Annotated in this window: 14 protein-coding genes; 9 read left to right on the top strand and 5 right to left on the bottom strand. The window is 65.6% G+C overall.

Features of this window, described 5'->3' with window-relative positions:
- Nucleotides 1–69 precede the first annotated feature (69 nt).
- From recF to murA, 6 genes are all read left to right on the top strand, one after another.
- A complete protein-coding gene (gene recF, locus ACYCVF_RS18075) occupies nucleotides 70–1206 on the top strand; it encodes a DNA replication/repair protein RecF (protein WP_459599666.1) in 1137 nt (378 codons plus the stop codon).
- A 109-nt stretch (nucleotides 1207–1315) separates the two neighbouring features.
- Nucleotides 1316–2059, top strand: coding sequence for a hypothetical protein (locus tag ACYCVF_RS18070; RefSeq protein WP_459598512.1), 744 nt, complete (start codon nucleotides 1316–1318; stop codon nucleotides 2057–2059).
- Between the two features lie 142 nt (nucleotides 2060–2201).
- Entirely contained in the window at nucleotides 2202–4367 is a 2166-nt protein-coding gene (locus ACYCVF_RS18065; protein ID WP_459598510.1) for a hypothetical protein, read from the top strand.
- A gap of 457 nt (nucleotides 4368–4824) precedes the next feature.
- Entirely contained in the window at nucleotides 4825–7260 is a 2436-nt protein-coding gene (gene gyrB / locus ACYCVF_RS18060) for a DNA topoisomerase (ATP-hydrolyzing) subunit B (RefSeq protein WP_459598508.1), read from the top strand.
- Between the two features lie 196 nt (nucleotides 7261–7456).
- Nucleotides 7457–7924 (top strand): hypothetical protein, encoded by a 468-nt coding sequence (locus ACYCVF_RS18055; protein WP_459598506.1) that lies wholly within the window; start codon nucleotides 7457–7459, stop codon nucleotides 7922–7924.
- Between the two features lie 110 nt (nucleotides 7925–8034).
- Nucleotides 8035–9327, top strand: coding sequence for a UDP-N-acetylglucosamine 1-carboxyvinyltransferase (murA, locus tag ACYCVF_RS18050; RefSeq protein ID WP_459598504.1), 1293 nt, complete (start codon nucleotides 8035–8037; stop codon nucleotides 9325–9327).
- Nucleotides 9328–9819: 492 nt separating this feature from the next.
- Here the strand turns inward: murA and ACYCVF_RS18045 are convergent, their stop codons facing one another.
- From ACYCVF_RS18045 to ACYCVF_RS18030, 4 genes are all read right to left on the bottom strand, one after another.
- Entirely contained in the window at nucleotides 9820–10263 is a 444-nt protein-coding gene (locus tag ACYCVF_RS18045; protein ID WP_459598502.1) for a periplasmic heavy metal sensor, read from the bottom strand.
- Nucleotides 10260–10685, bottom strand: a complete 426-nt coding sequence (locus tag ACYCVF_RS18040) for a hypothetical protein (protein ID WP_459598500.1) — start codon at nucleotides 10683–10685, stop codon at nucleotides 10260–10262. Before ACYCVF_RS18040 ends, ACYCVF_RS18045 begins: the two co-directional genes overlap by 4 nt.
- On the bottom strand, nucleotides 10682–11242 hold the full coding sequence (locus tag ACYCVF_RS18035) for an RNA polymerase sigma factor (RefSeq protein ID WP_459599664.1): 561 nt from the start codon (nucleotides 11240–11242) through the stop codon (nucleotides 10682–10684). The genes ACYCVF_RS18040 and ACYCVF_RS18035 overlap by 4 nt, the downstream gene beginning before the upstream one ends.
- Nucleotides 11243–11381: 139 nt before the next feature.
- Complete coding sequence (locus ACYCVF_RS18030; protein ID WP_459598498.1) at nucleotides 11382–12113, bottom strand: outer membrane protein; 732 nt, start codon at nucleotides 12111–12113, stop codon at nucleotides 11382–11384.
- A 158-nt stretch (nucleotides 12114–12271) separates the two neighbouring features.
- On the opposite strand from ACYCVF_RS18030, the gene ACYCVF_RS18025 reads away from it, so the two are divergent.
- Genes ACYCVF_RS18025 through ACYCVF_RS18015 form a run of 3 tightly spaced genes read left to right on the top strand, consistent with a single transcriptional unit; the run spans nucleotide 12272 to nucleotide 14804 of the window.
- Nucleotides 12272–13672: an MATE family efflux transporter gene (locus tag ACYCVF_RS18025; protein ID WP_459598496.1), complete on the top strand. Its 1401-nt coding sequence runs from the start codon at nucleotides 12272–12274 to the stop codon at nucleotides 13670–13672.
- The gene (locus tag ACYCVF_RS18020; RefSeq protein ID WP_459598494.1) at nucleotides 13669–14157 is read left to right on the top strand and encodes a DUF2867 domain-containing protein; all 489 of its coding nucleotides are present in this window, start codon (nucleotides 13669–13671) and stop codon (nucleotides 14155–14157) included. Before ACYCVF_RS18025 ends, ACYCVF_RS18020 begins: the two co-directional genes overlap by 4 nt.
- Nucleotides 14154–14804: a DsbA family protein gene (locus ACYCVF_RS18015; protein ID WP_459598492.1), complete on the top strand. Its 651-nt coding sequence runs from the start codon at nucleotides 14154–14156 to the stop codon at nucleotides 14802–14804. Before ACYCVF_RS18020 ends, ACYCVF_RS18015 begins: the two co-directional genes overlap by 4 nt.
- 30 nt (nucleotides 14805–14834) lie before the next feature.
- Here the strand turns inward: ACYCVF_RS18015 and ACYCVF_RS18010 are convergent, their stop codons facing one another.
- Nucleotides 14835–15245, bottom strand: a complete 411-nt coding sequence (locus ACYCVF_RS18010) for a barstar family protein (protein WP_459599662.1) — start codon at nucleotides 15243–15245, stop codon at nucleotides 14835–14837.
- Between the last annotated feature and the right edge of the window lie 21 nt (nucleotides 15246–15266).

Genomic DNA, 15266 nt, shown 5'->3' with positions numbered 1-15266 from the left:
CATCCGTCATGGCCGGGAATAGCCGTCCGAAGGGCGGCGCCGCTGATGCGTGCCGATGACAAAGACATCATGACCCCCTCCCGCATTCATCGCCTGACGCTGACGCATTTTCGCAATTATCGGGCGGCGGGGCTCGAGACGGCGGCTGACATGGTGGCGCTGGTCGGACCCAACGGGGCGGGGAAGACCAATTGTATCGAGGCGATCTCGTTCCTGTCGCCGGGACGCGGCCTGCGGAGGGCGACGCTGGAAGACGTCGCCGACAACCAGGGCGACGGCTCCTGGGCGGTGTCGGCGCAGGTCGAGGGCGCGCTGGGGCTGGCCACGCTCGGCACCGGCATCGATGCGCCACGGCCCGACAGCGCCGTGAGCCGGCGGTGCCGCGTCGACCGCGAGCCGGTGGGTTCGGCCAGCGCGTTCGGCGATCACATCCGCATGGTGTGGCTGACACCGGCGATGGACGGGCTGTTCATGGGGGCCGCCTCCGAGCGCCGGCGTTTCTTCGACCGCCTGGTGCTCGCGATCGACAGTGAGCATTCCAGCCGGATCAACGCACTCGAGCGCTCGCTGCGCTCGCGAAATCGCCTGCTGGAGACGCGCAATTACGACGACCATTGGTGCGACGCGATCGAGCGCGAGACGGCGGAGCTTGCGGTCGCGGTCGCGGCAACGCGCGGCCAGACCGCCGCAAGGCTCACCGGCATGCTCAACGCGCGCGCGCAGGCTTCCGCCTTCCCGTCTGCGCAAATCGCGCTCGACGGCTGGATGGAGAACGCGCTGCTCAACGAGACAGCGACGTCGGTCGAGGACCGCTACCGGCAGATCCTGCGCGACAACCGCCCGCGCGATGCAATTGCCGGCCGCACCACCGACGGCCCGCACCTCACCGACCTCCAGGTCGTCTATGCGCCGAAGAGCATGCCCGCGCGCGATGCCTCGACCGGCGAGCAGAAGGCGCTTCTGATCGGCCTCGTGCTGGCGCATGCGACCTTGGTGGCGGAAATGACCGGCATCGTGCCGCTGCTGCTGCTCGACGAGGTCGTCGCGCATCTCGACCCGAACCGGCGCGCCGCGCTGTTCGACGAGCTGAAGAAGCTCGGCGCGCAGGTCTGGCTGACCGGTGCAGATCCTGCCGCCTTCGCCGCGCTCGGCGCAGGCGGCGAAGTCTTTGACGTCGAGAGCGGACGAGTCTCGGCCCGAAGGTAGGCCGCCACATTGAACCCGCCCGTTTCCATCAGCGACTAGCTGCTTGAGGCTGCAAGATGCGGCCATCGCGCATGATTTCAGACATGCGCGACATCCTTGGAGCATGAGCATGGCGACGGTGGGGCGTGGAGCGCAAGCTCCGGCACGATGGCAACTCATTGCGTGCGGCCTCGCCCTCTTCGGAAGCTGCCTGCTCGCGGCAAGCGCCGGCGCCTTCGTGTCGAATCTGCCGCCGCTGTTCCCCGCCGCGCTCACGCTGGACCCCGCGGCCAGGCTGCCCGCGCCAACCCGCTACAGCTATCGCGGAATCCACACCACGGTGATGCCAGGCGTCGAAGCTCCGCTCCGGACCAGGCTCGAAGCCCGCGTGCCAGCAGCGCTCGGTGACGTCCTGACTTTCTATCGTACCGAGCTTCGAAAGCTCGGTTGGCAGGAACGGCGGGAAGACGCGGTAGTCACCGCCGATCACGCGCGACTCGCCTTCGTCTCCCCGATCGGGCCGGCAGCGCTGGAGCTCGACCGCGATGGCGGCAGCACCTCGGTGCATCTCGTGCAGAAGAATTCGGATGTCGCGGCCCGGGCGAACGTGCTGCCTGAACCCGGCCGGGCGAAGCTGGTCTTCAGCAACATCGGCGAGAACGAGGCCGTGCTCACGATCGACGAGCGGACCATCCCGCGCCCGGTCGGTGCTGACGCCGTCGCGCTGGACCTCGTGCCCGGCAAATATTCCTACGGACTGAGCGTGCGGGGCCGTCCGGCCACGGCGAACACGCTCGCCGTCGCGGCCGGCGATACCTGGGAGCTCGCAATCGGGCGCGATGGAGCGGCGTGGCCGCCGCTCCAGCTGTATTGAACCCCGTCTGCCGTTCGCCCGCGCGTCGCCTGTTGAACCTGCCCGGTTCCTGCCGCGACTTCTCGTCTGAGGCCGCGCCGATGGTGCCGCGGCCTGCAATTGCGCAGGCATCAAGCCGCGCCTCAATCCGGGAGTTTTGACGATGCCGATGATCCGGCGCGGGGCGCAAGCCCCGGCAAGATGGCTGCTGCTTGCCTGCGGCATTCTCGCGATGGCGAGCACTTCCCGTGACGCGAGCGCGGCAGACGACGGCATCGTCGACGTCCATACCTTGCCACGGCCGGACGGCGCGGTGGAGGACACCTCGCGCGCGGACACCCATCGTGTGACATACACCCTGCCGAGCGGGGTTGCAGCCGCGTCGGAGGCCACCAAGAAGCTGCTGAGCGCGGACGGCTGGGTGCCCTATGTGTACCCGCTGGATGAGAAGAGCACCGCGCTGTCTTTCAAGAAGGGGCGGCAGGGGCTCCGTGCCTCCTTCACGCAGGCGCGCGGCCGGTCCGACCAGTCCGCCGTGTCCTACACGCCGAACCGGATCTATTCCAACGTGCCGTTTCCGGATGGTGCGACCGAGCTCGCGTTCGACGAGACCCGGCCCTATCTCGGCTGCATCGCGCCCGGCGCGCTCGATGCGACCTCCGATTTCTTCGCAAGGGAGATGGCGGCGATGGGATGGCGAAAGCTCACGGCCGAAACGGCGGCACGCTGGCCGAACGCCGAGCTCGGCGGGACCGTCCCGAACGGGGTGCGCGTCTTCTACGACCATCCCGGCGGCGACACGACGCAATTCTACAAGCAGAAGCCGGTGATGCTGACCCTGACACGCCGCGACGACGGCCGCACCAATGTCGAGATCAGGGTGGCGCCGTTCGCGCTGCCCGAGGTGCTCGAGGCCGACGATGACATGGCCGGCCTGCCGCGGCCCAAGCCGACGAAATCTGCGCGGGGCCTTGGCGGCGCAAGCTCCAACAAGCGCGAGATGTCGGCGGCGGCGATGGCCGAGCTGCCCGCCGTGCTCGCCTTCTATCGTCGCGAGCTCGCCGCGCGCGGCTGGCAGGAGGATGGCAAGGCACCGCTCGCGCCCGGCGACGATGTCGCGATCAATATCTCCTCGGCGGAAGAGACCGGCGTGCTACGGCTCGGGCGCAAGTATGATTTCACCATGATCAGCCTGACCACGCAGGTGAAGGAATCAGCGCTTGCCGCCCGCGCCAAGGCGAAGAAGGAAGCCGATGCGAGATTCCTCGGCGACGCCTTGGGTGCGGCTCAGCAGCTCATTGCGGCCGATGAGGCCAGGCGCAAGGCGCAGGCGGCTTCCCTGTCCGATGCGCCGCTCAATGTGCTCGCCGACAGCAAGACGCCGGTGCCGCTGCCCGAAAACGCCGAAGGCGTGAGGTTCGAAGGCGGCGATGGCCAGCTGGAATTCTCCTCGGCGTCGAGCGTGAAGGTGCTCAGCACCTTCTATCGTTCGGCGCTGAAGGGCTCGGGCTGGAAGGAACAGCCCTCCGTCATCAACCAGCCCAACATGGCAGTGATGACGTTCTCCAGGGGCGGCAAGTCGATCTCGATGACAGTGATGCAGATGGGTCCAAAGGTGAATGTCCGCGCCAATGGATCGGGCCTGGTCACGGAAGCAGCCAAGCCTGCACCCAGCGCGGAGGTGGAGGTGCAGGCCAAATCCTCCGAGCCGCTCAAGCCCGATCCCGAATCCCAGCTCCCCGTGCCGACGCAGCGCTCGTCGAAATCTTTCGCCACCACTAAGATGCCGGGCAACGAGGCGCCATTCCGCCGCGAGCTGACGGCCAACATCCCGGCACCGCTCGGCGACGTCCTCGCCTTCTACCGTGCGGAGCTGTCCAAGCTCGGCTGGCAGGAGAAGACCGACGGCGCGACGGTGTCCGCAGAACGCGCGCAGATCGACTTCGCCTCGCCACAAGGCCCGGCCGTGCTCAAGCTCGGCCGCGCCAGGGGCGAAACCACGGTCACTCTGGCGCAGAAGAATGCGGACGCTGCGGCCAAGGCGGACATCATGCCGAAGGCGGGACAAGCGCGGCTCATGCTCGGAAATATGGGAGCAGGCGAGGCGTCGCTGACGATCAACAAGCAGACGGTGAAAATCGCGGCCGGCGCCGGCGGTCCGCATTCGCCGAAGGGTCCGATGCTGGACCTGCCGCCCGGCAAGCACCAATACGCCCTGCGCCTGTCCGGACGCCCGGTCCACACCGAGACCCTGACGGTTGCTGCCGGCGAGGCCTGGGGCCTTCTGGTCGGCCCGAGCGGAGACGTGCTGCCGCTTCAGATGTACTGAGCCGCCGCCAGGCGGTGCTCCCTCTTCCGCTTGCTCGCGGGAGAGGGGGAAAGGGTGCTTCCGCAATGGGGCACTCCCCAAGAGAACTCCTCAAGAGAAGTCCCCAAGAGAGGAGAAAGCCCAACCCCGCGCATCGCGCCGACCTCTCCCCCAAGCAAGCGGGAGGTTGCACCGAGCCGGTGTGCCCGGCCAACTTCGCCAGGAACCCGGAACCATCGGTTCCCGACCCCGCAAAATTCACGCCCTGCGAGAGCCCAAACCGCCCCTCGAATCGCGCTTTTTGCAGCGCCGAGAATCGGCTTTCGAAAGGCTTGAAAATCGGACGAAAATCCCTATCTGCTCAAAGGGTTGCAAGGAGATACTTTGCGCTAGGCGCGAACCCTCTTTCATGGCACAAATAGCCTGCAAATCAGCGCCTTTTGCGCCGCTGATTCGGGCGACATCTCGAAGGCCTCTCATGACAGAACCTGCTCGGCAGCCCGCTGCCGAAAACGAACCCTCCAACGCGAGCGATTACGGCGCGGAATCGATCCGCGTGCTCAAGGGTCTCGATGCCGTCCGCAAGCGCCCCGGCATGTATATCGGCGATACCGACGACGGCTCCGGCCTGCACCACATGGTGTACGAGGTCGTCGACAACGCCATCGACGAGGCGCTCGCGGGCCACGCCACGCGCGTCGAGGTGATCCTGAACGCCGACAATTCCGTCACCGTGCGCGACGACGGCCGCGGCATCCCCGTCGACATCCACAAGGGCGAAGGCATCTCGGCGGCCGAGGTCATCATGACCCAGCTCCATGCCGGCGGAAAATTCGACCAGAACTCCTACAAGGTCTCCGGCGGCCTGCACGGCGTCGGCGTCTCCGTCGTCAACGCACTGTCGAGCAAGCTCGGCTTGCGGATCTGGCGCGACGACAAGGAGCACTACATCGAGTTCGCCCATGGCGATGCGGTCGCACCGCTCAAGGTCGTCGGCGACGCGCCGGGCAAGCGCGGCACCGAGGTGACGTTCCTCGCCTCGACCGAGACCTTCAAGAACGTCGAATATGATTTCGCCACGCTCGAGCATCGCCTGCGCGAGCTCGCCTTCCTCAATTCCGGCGTCAACATCATCCTTTCCGACATGCGTCATGCGGTCGAGAAGCGCGAGGAGATGCACTATTCCGGCGGTGTCGAGGAATTCGTCAAATATCTCGACCGCAACAAGAGCGCGATCGTGCCGGCGCCGATCATGGTGCGCGCCGAGAGCAACGGCATCGGCGTCGAGGCCGCGTTGTGGTGGAACGACAGCTACCACGAAAACGTGCTGTGCTTCACCAACAACATCCCGCAGCGTGACGGCGGCACTCATCTTGCCGGTTTCCGAGGCGCACTGACGCGCCAGGTCAACGGCTATGCCGAGGCCAATGCGAAGAAGGAAAAGATCGCGCTGACCGGCGACGACTGCCGCGAAGGCCTCACCGCCGTCCTGTCGGTGAAAGTGCCCGATCCGAAATTCTCGTCGCAGACCAAGGACAAGCTGGTGTCCTCGGAGGTGCGGCCCGTGGTCGAGAACGTCCTCAACGAGGCGCTCCAGGCCTGGTTCGAGGAGCATCCGGGCGAAGCCAAGATGATCGTCGGCAAGGTGATCCAGGCCGCGGCCGCGCGCGAAGCCGCGCGCAAAGCGCGCGAGCTGACGCGCAAGAGCCCGCTCTCGGTCTCCTCGCTGCCCGGCAAGCTTGCCGACTGCCAGGAGAAGGACCCCGCGAAATCCGAGCTCTTCATCGTCGAGGGTGACTCGGCAGGCGGCAGCGCCAAGCAGGGCCGCAACCGCGAATTCCAGGCCGTGCTGCCGCTGCGCGGCAAGATCCTCAACGTCGAGCGCGTGCGCCCCGACAAGATGCTGGGCAGCGAGCAGATCGGCACGCTGATCACCGCGCTCGGCACCGGGATCAGCGACGAGTTCTCGATCGAGAAGCTGCGCTACCACAAGATCATCGTGATGACGGACGCCGACGTCGACGGCGCCCACATCCGCACGCTGCTGCTCACCTTCTTCTACCGGCAGATGCCCGCCATCATCGACGGCGGCTATCTCTATATCGCCCAGCCGCCGCTCTATAAGGTCAGCAGAGGCAAGTCCGAGCAGTACCTGAAGGACGAGCGGGCACTGGAAGACTATCTGATCGACACCGGCCTCGACGACTGCGTGTTCCTTCCCGGCGCCGGCGGCGACCGCACCGGGCGCGACCTGCGCTCGCTGGTTGACGATGCGCGCGTCGTTCGCGGCGTCCTTCGCAACTTGCACAGCCGCTACAATCGCAAGGTGATCGAGCAGGCCGCGATCACCGGCGTGCTGAACAAGGCGATCTACGGCGATCCGGAGAAAGCTGCCGCGGCCGCGCAATATATCGCCGGCCGCCTCGACAACCAGTCCGAGGAGGTCGAGCGCGGCTGGATCGGCCAGTACGTGGAAGGTCAGGGTTTCCGGTTCGAGCGCACGGTGCGCGGTGTCAAGGAAGCCGCCGTCATCGACGACGCCTTTCTCGGCTCTGTCGAGGCGCGCAAGCTCGACGAATACACCGTGAAGCTTCAGGACGTTTATGCCCGCCCCGGCAAGCTCAGGCGCAAGGACGTCGAGCACATGGTCTACGGCCCGGTCGACCTTTTCGAGGCGGTCACCGACGCCGGCCGCAAGGGCGTCACGCTCCAGCGCTACAAAGGGCTCGGCGAGATGAACCCCGAGCAGCTCTGGGAAACGACGCTGGATATCAATGCGCGCTCGCTGTTGCAGGTGAAGGTCAAGGAGGTCGACGAGGCCGACGACATCTTCACCAAGCTGATGGGCGACGTCGTCGAGCCGCGCCGCGACTTCATCCAGGAACATTCGCTCAGCGCGACGATCGATATTTAGGCCGTTGGCATTGGATGGTCGTCATGCCCGGGCTTGTCCCGGGCATCCACGTTCTTCGTTCCGCGCGGCAAGCGTGGATGGCCGGGACAAGCCCGGCCATGACGATGTGGGTGCACATCGGCTGAACCTCACCACCGGCCATTGCGACGAAACGGCGTGACCCACAAGGCCAATTCCGGCCGGGAAGTCTCGCGCCATGACCGCCTCTGCAACGACCAGTTCCGCCGCGCCCTCACGCCGCCTCGGCATCATCGGCAACATTGTCGGCATGCTGGCGCTGATGGCCGCTGTGCTTCCGCATTGGGTCGTGCCGATGGTGTTTCCGCCGCCGCCGGCGGACAAGGTGATCGTCGACACCGGACATCGCATCAAGGACCGCATGGTCGCGAAGGTGAAGGGCGTGGAGTATCAGGCTCCGAAGGTCGAGAAGTCGGCTGGACGAAGCTGGGGTGAAACCGCGTCGGTCACCGCGATCTCACTCGGCCTGCTCGCCATCCTGTTCTCGGTCCTCTCGCTGATCTTCAGGGAAGAGCGGCTGCTTGCCGCGGTCGCCGCCACGCTCGGCTCCGGCGCCATCGCGATTGAGATCTCGTTCTTGATGATCGGCGCGCTGATCCTGATCGCCATCCTCTATGTGGTGGGGAATATCATCGGGCTATTCTAAGGGCCCCGGACCGACGGGTTCAAGTCCGGGCCAGCACAATTGCTCCCGCGCTCGATTCTCTGTAGTTTCCGCCCCGAAACAGCCCACCCAACAGGACAGCGAGAACCGACGTGGCGCCCATCCAATACATCGTCGAGGGCGGTCACCGGCTCTCGGGCTCGATCGAGCCGTCCGGCAACAAGAACTCGGCGCTGCCGATCATCGCCGCCGCGCTGCTCACCGAGCATCCGGTGACACTTCAGAACGTGCCGCGGATCCGCGACACCGAGACGCTGGTCGAGCTGATCCGCTCGGTCGGCGCCGCGGCGGAATGGACGGCCCGCAATACGCTTCACATCCACGCCAAGAGCATCCGCGCCGCCGATCTCGACCCCGAGCTCTGCGTGCGCATTCGCGCCTCGATCCTGCTCGCCGGGCCCCTGCTCGCCCGCTGTGGCGAAGTGATGCTGCCGCCACCGGGCGGCGACGTCATCGGCCGCCGCCGTCTGGACACGCATGTGCTGGCGCTGGAGCAGTTGGGCGCAAAGGTCACCGCGACCGACCGCCTCGAATTTCGAGCGCCCAAGCTCGCCGGCGCGGACGTGTTCCTGGACGAGCCGAGCGTCACCGCGACGGAGAATGCCCTGGTCGCGGCGGTCGCCGCCGAGGGCGTCACCTATCTGCGCAACGCGGCCTCCGAGCCGCATGTGCAGGACCTCGCCAATTTCCTCGTGGCGCTCGGCGCGAAGATCGAGGGCATCGGCACCAACACCATGATCGTGCATGGGCCGGCGACGCTGGGGGAGGCGACCTACCGAATCCAGCCCGACCACATCGAGGTCGGCTCGCTGATCGGGCTTGCGGCGGTGACGCGCTCGCCGCTGCGCATCACGCGCGCCGGCATCGAGCATCTCCGCTCGATCCGGATGGGCTTCGAGCGGCTCGGCATCGTTTGCCGCGTGGAGGGCGACGATCTCATCGTGCCGTCGAACCAGACGCTGAAGATCCAGGACGATTTCGGCGGCCATGTGCCCAAGCTGGAGGACCAGCCCTGGCCGGCCTTCCCCGCCGACCTGATGTCGATCGCAATCGTCACGGCCACGCAATGCGAGGGCGTGATCCTGATGTTCGAGAAAATGTTCGAATCGCGGATGTTCTTCGTCGACAAGCTGATCGCGATGGGCGCCCGCATCGTGCTTTGCGACCCGCACCGCGCCATCATCGCCGGCCCCAGCCGCCTGCACGGCGCGACGATGACGTCGCCCGACATCCGCGCCGGCATGGCGATGCTGCTCGCCGCCGTCTGCGCCGAGGGCACCTCCACCATCAACAATGCCGATCAGATCGAGCGCGGCTACGAGCGGATCGAGGAACGGTTGAACGCGCTCGGCGCCAGGATCACGCGCGTGCCGGCACGTACCTGAAGCGCGATGCGATTGGGAGGTATCGTCATCGCGCTTTGAGCGCGTCGTTCAAGCATGATCTTTTCGAGGAGCAGCGGAGCACTTTCCTGGATCATGCCTTAGCCCACCATCCTATTTTGGCGGGTTCGCGTCGAAAGCCTGTTTGCAGGCCGTGGACAAGCTCGCGTAATTGTCGCTGAGGCATTTGCGAATGCGGCCTCCCCCGGGCATCGTTCCCGCGCAGAAGCGCGAATAGTCCGCCTTACAGGCCTGCTTTGCCTCGTTCCGCGCGTCCTGCGCGGAAGCTTGCGAGAGAAACAGCACCAGAAGCGTGATCAAGCTCCCAGCCGCAAGAGCCGCACGTACATAGACGGGAGCCCGCCGCGAGAACCTCACCGCCGGTCCGTTTGCCGCCCTGCCAAATCGTTGCACCATGTCATCTCCACCAACTCGCAGACATCGATGTAGGTGATACGCCTGGACGGACCGAATCCCTCGCTCACTCCGCGCGGCTCAGCGAAAATAGCCGCCGACGAGTTGGCGGCGTCCTTTCGGTGAAATTCGCTCCAGCATCTCGACGAAGGTGGCGACGACGACGTCGCCAATCTTCAAGCGCTTGTCGCGGGCATCCGCCACGGCCGCTTGCAACTGGGCCTTGTCGAGATTCGTCTGCGCCGCCGCCTTCATGGCCTTGATCAGCGCATGCCGGTATTCGGTCTGAAGAGGCAGCAGCTCGGCTTCCTTGCCGTGATAGATGTTCCACAGGATTTCCGCATCATCCTTCGGCAATCTATCCGCAACGCGCTCGATCATCCGAAGCGGCAAACCCGCGCCCGGCACGAGTCCGCCGGGCGCCAGCCATTGCACCGTGACGTAGGTGAACAGGACGACATTGGCGCAGAGCGACAGCAGCATCAGCGCCCGCAGGCCGAATGACGATTCTCGCCAGAACTTCATTGGACCGATCCATAACCGATTGCGTAGACGTCGAAGACACCGCTCACGACCGACAAGGGGTCCGATGGCGGACGAACATAGGGCGCCGCGCCCGCGAGCCACGCGCCCACCATCACGGAGCAAGCGAGACTTGCGGCTGGCACGAGGGCTCGCGAAAGCAGGAAGCGATGCCACGGCTGCGGGCGCCGCGGCTGGATGGCGGCAATTCTTTGCAGGACGAGGAAGCTGGCGCGCTCGGCGCGACCGGCCTCAATCTCCGGAGCCGCGGTAAGGAGGCGGTCGAGGCGCGCCTGCTCATCAAGGACGCGCCGGCCTTCCAAGGTCGCCGCGAACTGCCGCGCGCCATCGCGCGTCGAGGTGGGCCAGCGCTCGATGTCGCCGCCCCACGTCTCGGCCAACCGTCTGAACTGATCGAGCGTCATGCGAAACTCCCCGTGTCTTGTATTTTCTGAACGCTTTCCTTGAGCGCGGCGCGGGCGCGGCCGAGCAGCGATTCGAACGCCTTCGCGCTGAGATTCATCGCTTCTGCCGCTTCCTGGCCGCTCAGCCCTTCCATGTGAAAGAGCGCGATCGCGCCGCGTTGACGGTCCGACAAGCTCGCCATTGCGCGTTGGAGCAGGCGGCGCTCCTCTGCCGCGATCATGCTTTCGGCCGCATGCGGCGCCGTATCGGGCACGTCGCCCGCCTCATCGAGGGGATGGAAGCTACGCCGCCTCGTGCGGTCGAACGTCAGGTTGAGGACGATCCGGTAGAACCACGTCGTGAACTTCGCGACCTGCGGATCGAATGAGGCTGCGTGGGACCAGACACGCAGGAACGCTTCCTGGCCGATATCGTCGGCCTCGGCCGGGTCGCGGACGATCCGTTGCGCGACCCGCAGCGCCCGCGGCATGTGGCGTCGCATCAGGATACGAAACGCGTGCTGTTGCCGCGCCGAAACCTCCACCATCAAGGCCTCGTCCGATGGCTCTTCCGTCATCTCGCCCTGTTGCCCTGGCCTGCGGTCATCGTTGCTGCGGAGTACGTCCCGGTCCCGGCCAGGGGAGATATGCCGCATTGCCGGCGCGCACCGCCGCTTCAATTGAGGCACCTGCGGCAACAAGCCGCGACCGCCCCGGTCAAAAGCGCCAATATACGCCGGCTCGAACGGTATGCGTATCGAGCTTGGACTCGCGCTCACCGAAGGCGGTCGCCCCGACCGTCTGCGCGCCGAGCATCTTTGATCCATAATTGTCATAGAGGTATTCGAGGCGAACCGATCCCTGAGGTGCGACCCGAAACTCCGCTCCCGCTCCGATCGACCAGCCAATTCGGGTGTCGCTCCAGTTCGCGACAGCGCCGCTCGCATTGTCGAAAGCCTTGCTCTCGACGCCTGCAATCGCAAGGCCGCCGCTGGCGAACAGCAGCGTCCGGGGGAAAGCGTAGCCGATGCGCCCGCGCAGATGGCTATTCCAGTTGACGGCCGATTGCAGCTGCGTGACGGATGGCACGGGCGCGAAGCCGGTATCGACCGTCGCTCGCGCATCGACGAAGTTCACATCGCCCTCGAGGCCGGCGACGATCCGGCCCCATTGCGCCGAGAAGCCCGCCGTTGCACCCACGGTCGCTCCCTTGGGATCGACGAAATGAAACTCACCGGTTGCGGGAAACGAGACTTCGGAGCGGCCCGACAGATAGCCACCCTGCACGCCGAAATAGGGCCCGGCCCAGCTCAAGAGCGCCGCTGACGCGGCCAGGGCTGGCGGCGGGGGAGAGGCAGGCAGCCTCAGATCGGCGGCAGCGACGTGGCCAGCACCCGGGACAGCACAGAGGATCAACGCGGCGAGCGTCAGTCCAAATCTCGTTATCATGCTCAACTTCCCAATCTAGGACCGGCGGAGGTTCGCCGCACATGACGAATACGGCGCAGGCCACACTTTCCTTCGTCAGCGCGCGCCTTTTTTACGGGACCGACCCGCCTCTCTTTCTTTGCCGTTACTTCGCCAAGCGGGGCTGCTATGCCCCTGCCATGACTGACCTTGTGGATACCAAGCAGCCGTACCGAGCACGATCGGACGCGCCGTCGAACCATCTCGCCCGAGAATTCGTCGAGACGCTGCGCCTGGCCGTGCCGCTGATGCTGACCCAGCTCGGGCAGATCGCGATGATCACCACCGATCTCGCGATGATCGGGCGGCTCGGCGAGGACGCGGTGGCCGCGGCGGCGCTAGCCCATACAGTCTATTTCGTCAGCTTCACCTTCGGGCTCGGATTGACGTCCGCGGTGTCGCCGCTGGCGGCGCAGGCTTTCGGAGCCGGCGATGTCAGGCTGATCCGCCGCTCCTTGCGCGTCGGGCTTTGGGTCGCGCTGCTGATCTCGCTGCCGATGATGGCCTCGCCGCTCTATGGCGAGCAGATCCTGCTCGCGCTCGGACAGGCGCCGCATTCAGCCAACCTCGCCCAGCGCTACCTGAACGGACTGGCCTGGGGCATTGCACCAGCGCTCGGCTTCATCGCGCTGCGCGGCATGATGAGCGCGGTGAACCGGCCTCAGGCGCCACTGTGGATCACGGTCGCGGCGATCCCCCTCAATGCCGCGCTGGTCTATGCCCTGATCCACGGCCTGTTCGGCCTGCCGGAGCTTGGCCTGTTCGGCGCGGGGCTCGCGACCTCGCTCGTCAATCTCGGCACCTTCGTGGCTGCTCTCGCCATCGCAGGGCTGCGCAGGCCGTTTGCGGACTACCGCCCGCTCGCCCGTCTGTGGCGGATCGACTGGCCCTTGATGCGTCAGCTGATTGCGATCGGCGCGCCGATCTCGTTTTCGCTGCTGCTGGAATACGGCCTGTTCTCCTCGGCCGCACTGCTGATGGGACTGATCTCGACCGCCGCGATTGCCGCGCACCAGATCGCGCTCCAGGTCACGGCCGTGCTGTTCATGGTGCCGCTCGGCATCGGCATGGCCGCGACGGTGCGGGTCGGCCATGCCTTCGGCCGCGGCGATCCCGCCGCGGTGAAGCGCGCAGGGCTGGCCGCGGCCGTGCTCGGCATCGTCCTGGTCTTCGTGCTGACCATCGCGATCATCCTCGGGCGCTACCAGCTCGGCCGGCTGTTCTTCGGCGGCGGCAGCGAAAGCGCGTCCACCATCGACTTGACCGCGACACTGCTGGTGGTCGGCGCCACCTTCTTCATCGCCGATGGCCTCCAGACCATCATGGGCGGCGCGCTGCGCGGCATCAACGACACCAGGATGACGCTGCTGTTCGCGGCGATCGGCTATTGGGGCGTCGCCTTTCCCATCGCCTGGGTGCTGGCGTTCAATGCCGGGCTCGGCGCGGTCGGAGTCTGGATCGGGTTCTCGGTCGGGACCTTCGTCTATGCCGGGCTGCTGATCTTGCGCTTCCGGTTGCTGACGCGCAGATTGGCGGGATGATAGGGACCGTCCGCGAAGTCACCCCTGACGTCGATGCCAGTACACTGCTGGCCGGCGCCCAGTTTATCGACGCGTTTCGCGTCGAAATCGGTGCGACGGCAGTGAATGCCCGCGAGGCCTGCAGCAGGATGGTGCTGAACGGGCCGCGCTGGATCGACGCCCTGCTGCGCCTGCGCAACATCCTGGTGAGACCGTTCGGGCTGAAGACATCGGGCGAAGGCGCGCCGGCGCCGGGCGGGTTGATCGGCCTGTTTCCGGTGCTGAGTGAAACGCCCGAACGGCTGGTCGCCGGCTTCGATGATTCTCATCTCGACTTTCGCATCGTGGTCGATGTTTCAGGCAATGCCGCGAGCGGCCAGGTGACCTCGACGACGCTGGTGCGAACGCATAACCTGCTCGGCAGAACCTATCTCACCCTCATCATGCCCTTCCACAAGCTGGTGGTCCGCAACATGATGGGACGGATCGTGGAGCCGGCGCGATGAGCTTGTCAGTCGATCTCTTCTTCTCTTTCCGCAGCCCCTACAGCTATCTCGCGCTGCCCAAGACGCTGAAGCTCGTCCAAGACTACGATCTCGCGGTGAACCTGCGTCCCGTCTACCCACTCGCGTTGCGCGTGCCCGGCTTCTTCAAGAAAGCCAATCCGCAGTTCGCGCGCTACGTTGTCCGCGATTCCACCCGCGTGGCGGAATACGAGGGCATTCCGTTCCGCTTTCCCCGCCCAGACCCGATCGTGCAGAACATGACGACGCTGGAGGTCGCGGCCGAGCAGCCCTACATCCACCGACTGACCCGGCTGGGCGCCATGGCGCAGCTAGAAGGCCGCTCACTCGTATTCACCTCTGAGATCGCACGCGTGCTATGGGACGGGTCGGTCACCGGATGGAACGAGGGCGATCATCTCGCGCGCGCGGCGGAGAAGGCTGGCTTCGATCTTGCCGCCATGGACGCCGCGATCACCGCCGACCCGGACCGCTACGAGCGTGTGATCGCAGAGAACGAGAAGGACCATGCAGCCTCGGGCCATTGGGGCGTGCCGACCTTCGTGTTCGAGAAGGAGCCGTTCTTCGGCCAGGACCGCATTGACCTCCTGGTTTGGCGCATGCGGAGCAAGGGCCTCGTGCAGCGCTAATTGGGCGCGCACTCACGAGCCGAGGTCCGGTCACCGAAGAGTGAGTTCGATGCCATCCTCAGCTTCATCGCCGCCAGGACAATGGCATCCGATTATTTCGATAAGCCAGTCGAATACTGTGGGTCCTTCGTGTCTGAGCGCCTCAGTCAGCTGACTTTCGACTCGCGCTCTGTTGGAAGGGTGACATCGTTCCAGCCTCGTCCGCAGTTGGCGAGCGGTCTCGTCATATCCGAGATTCCGCTTCGAGATTTCATGATTGTCCCAGCAGAAAACGAAACCCTCGTCAGGCGTCCCAAAGCCACCTCGCAGAATGTCATTGAAGGCGTCAAGATTTCTGCCCCACTTAGCACCCGGGATAATGCGAAGGCTGACCTGCTCATAAAATCCTTCGAGCGTCGAAAATTCGGAACCGTCGATGCGTAGCTCCGGCTTCGAGGCCATCATGGTTGCACCTCGGATCCT

Source organism: Bradyrhizobium cedriense, assembly GCF_054602315.1.
This window is presented reverse-complemented; position numbering and strand designations above follow the sequence as displayed.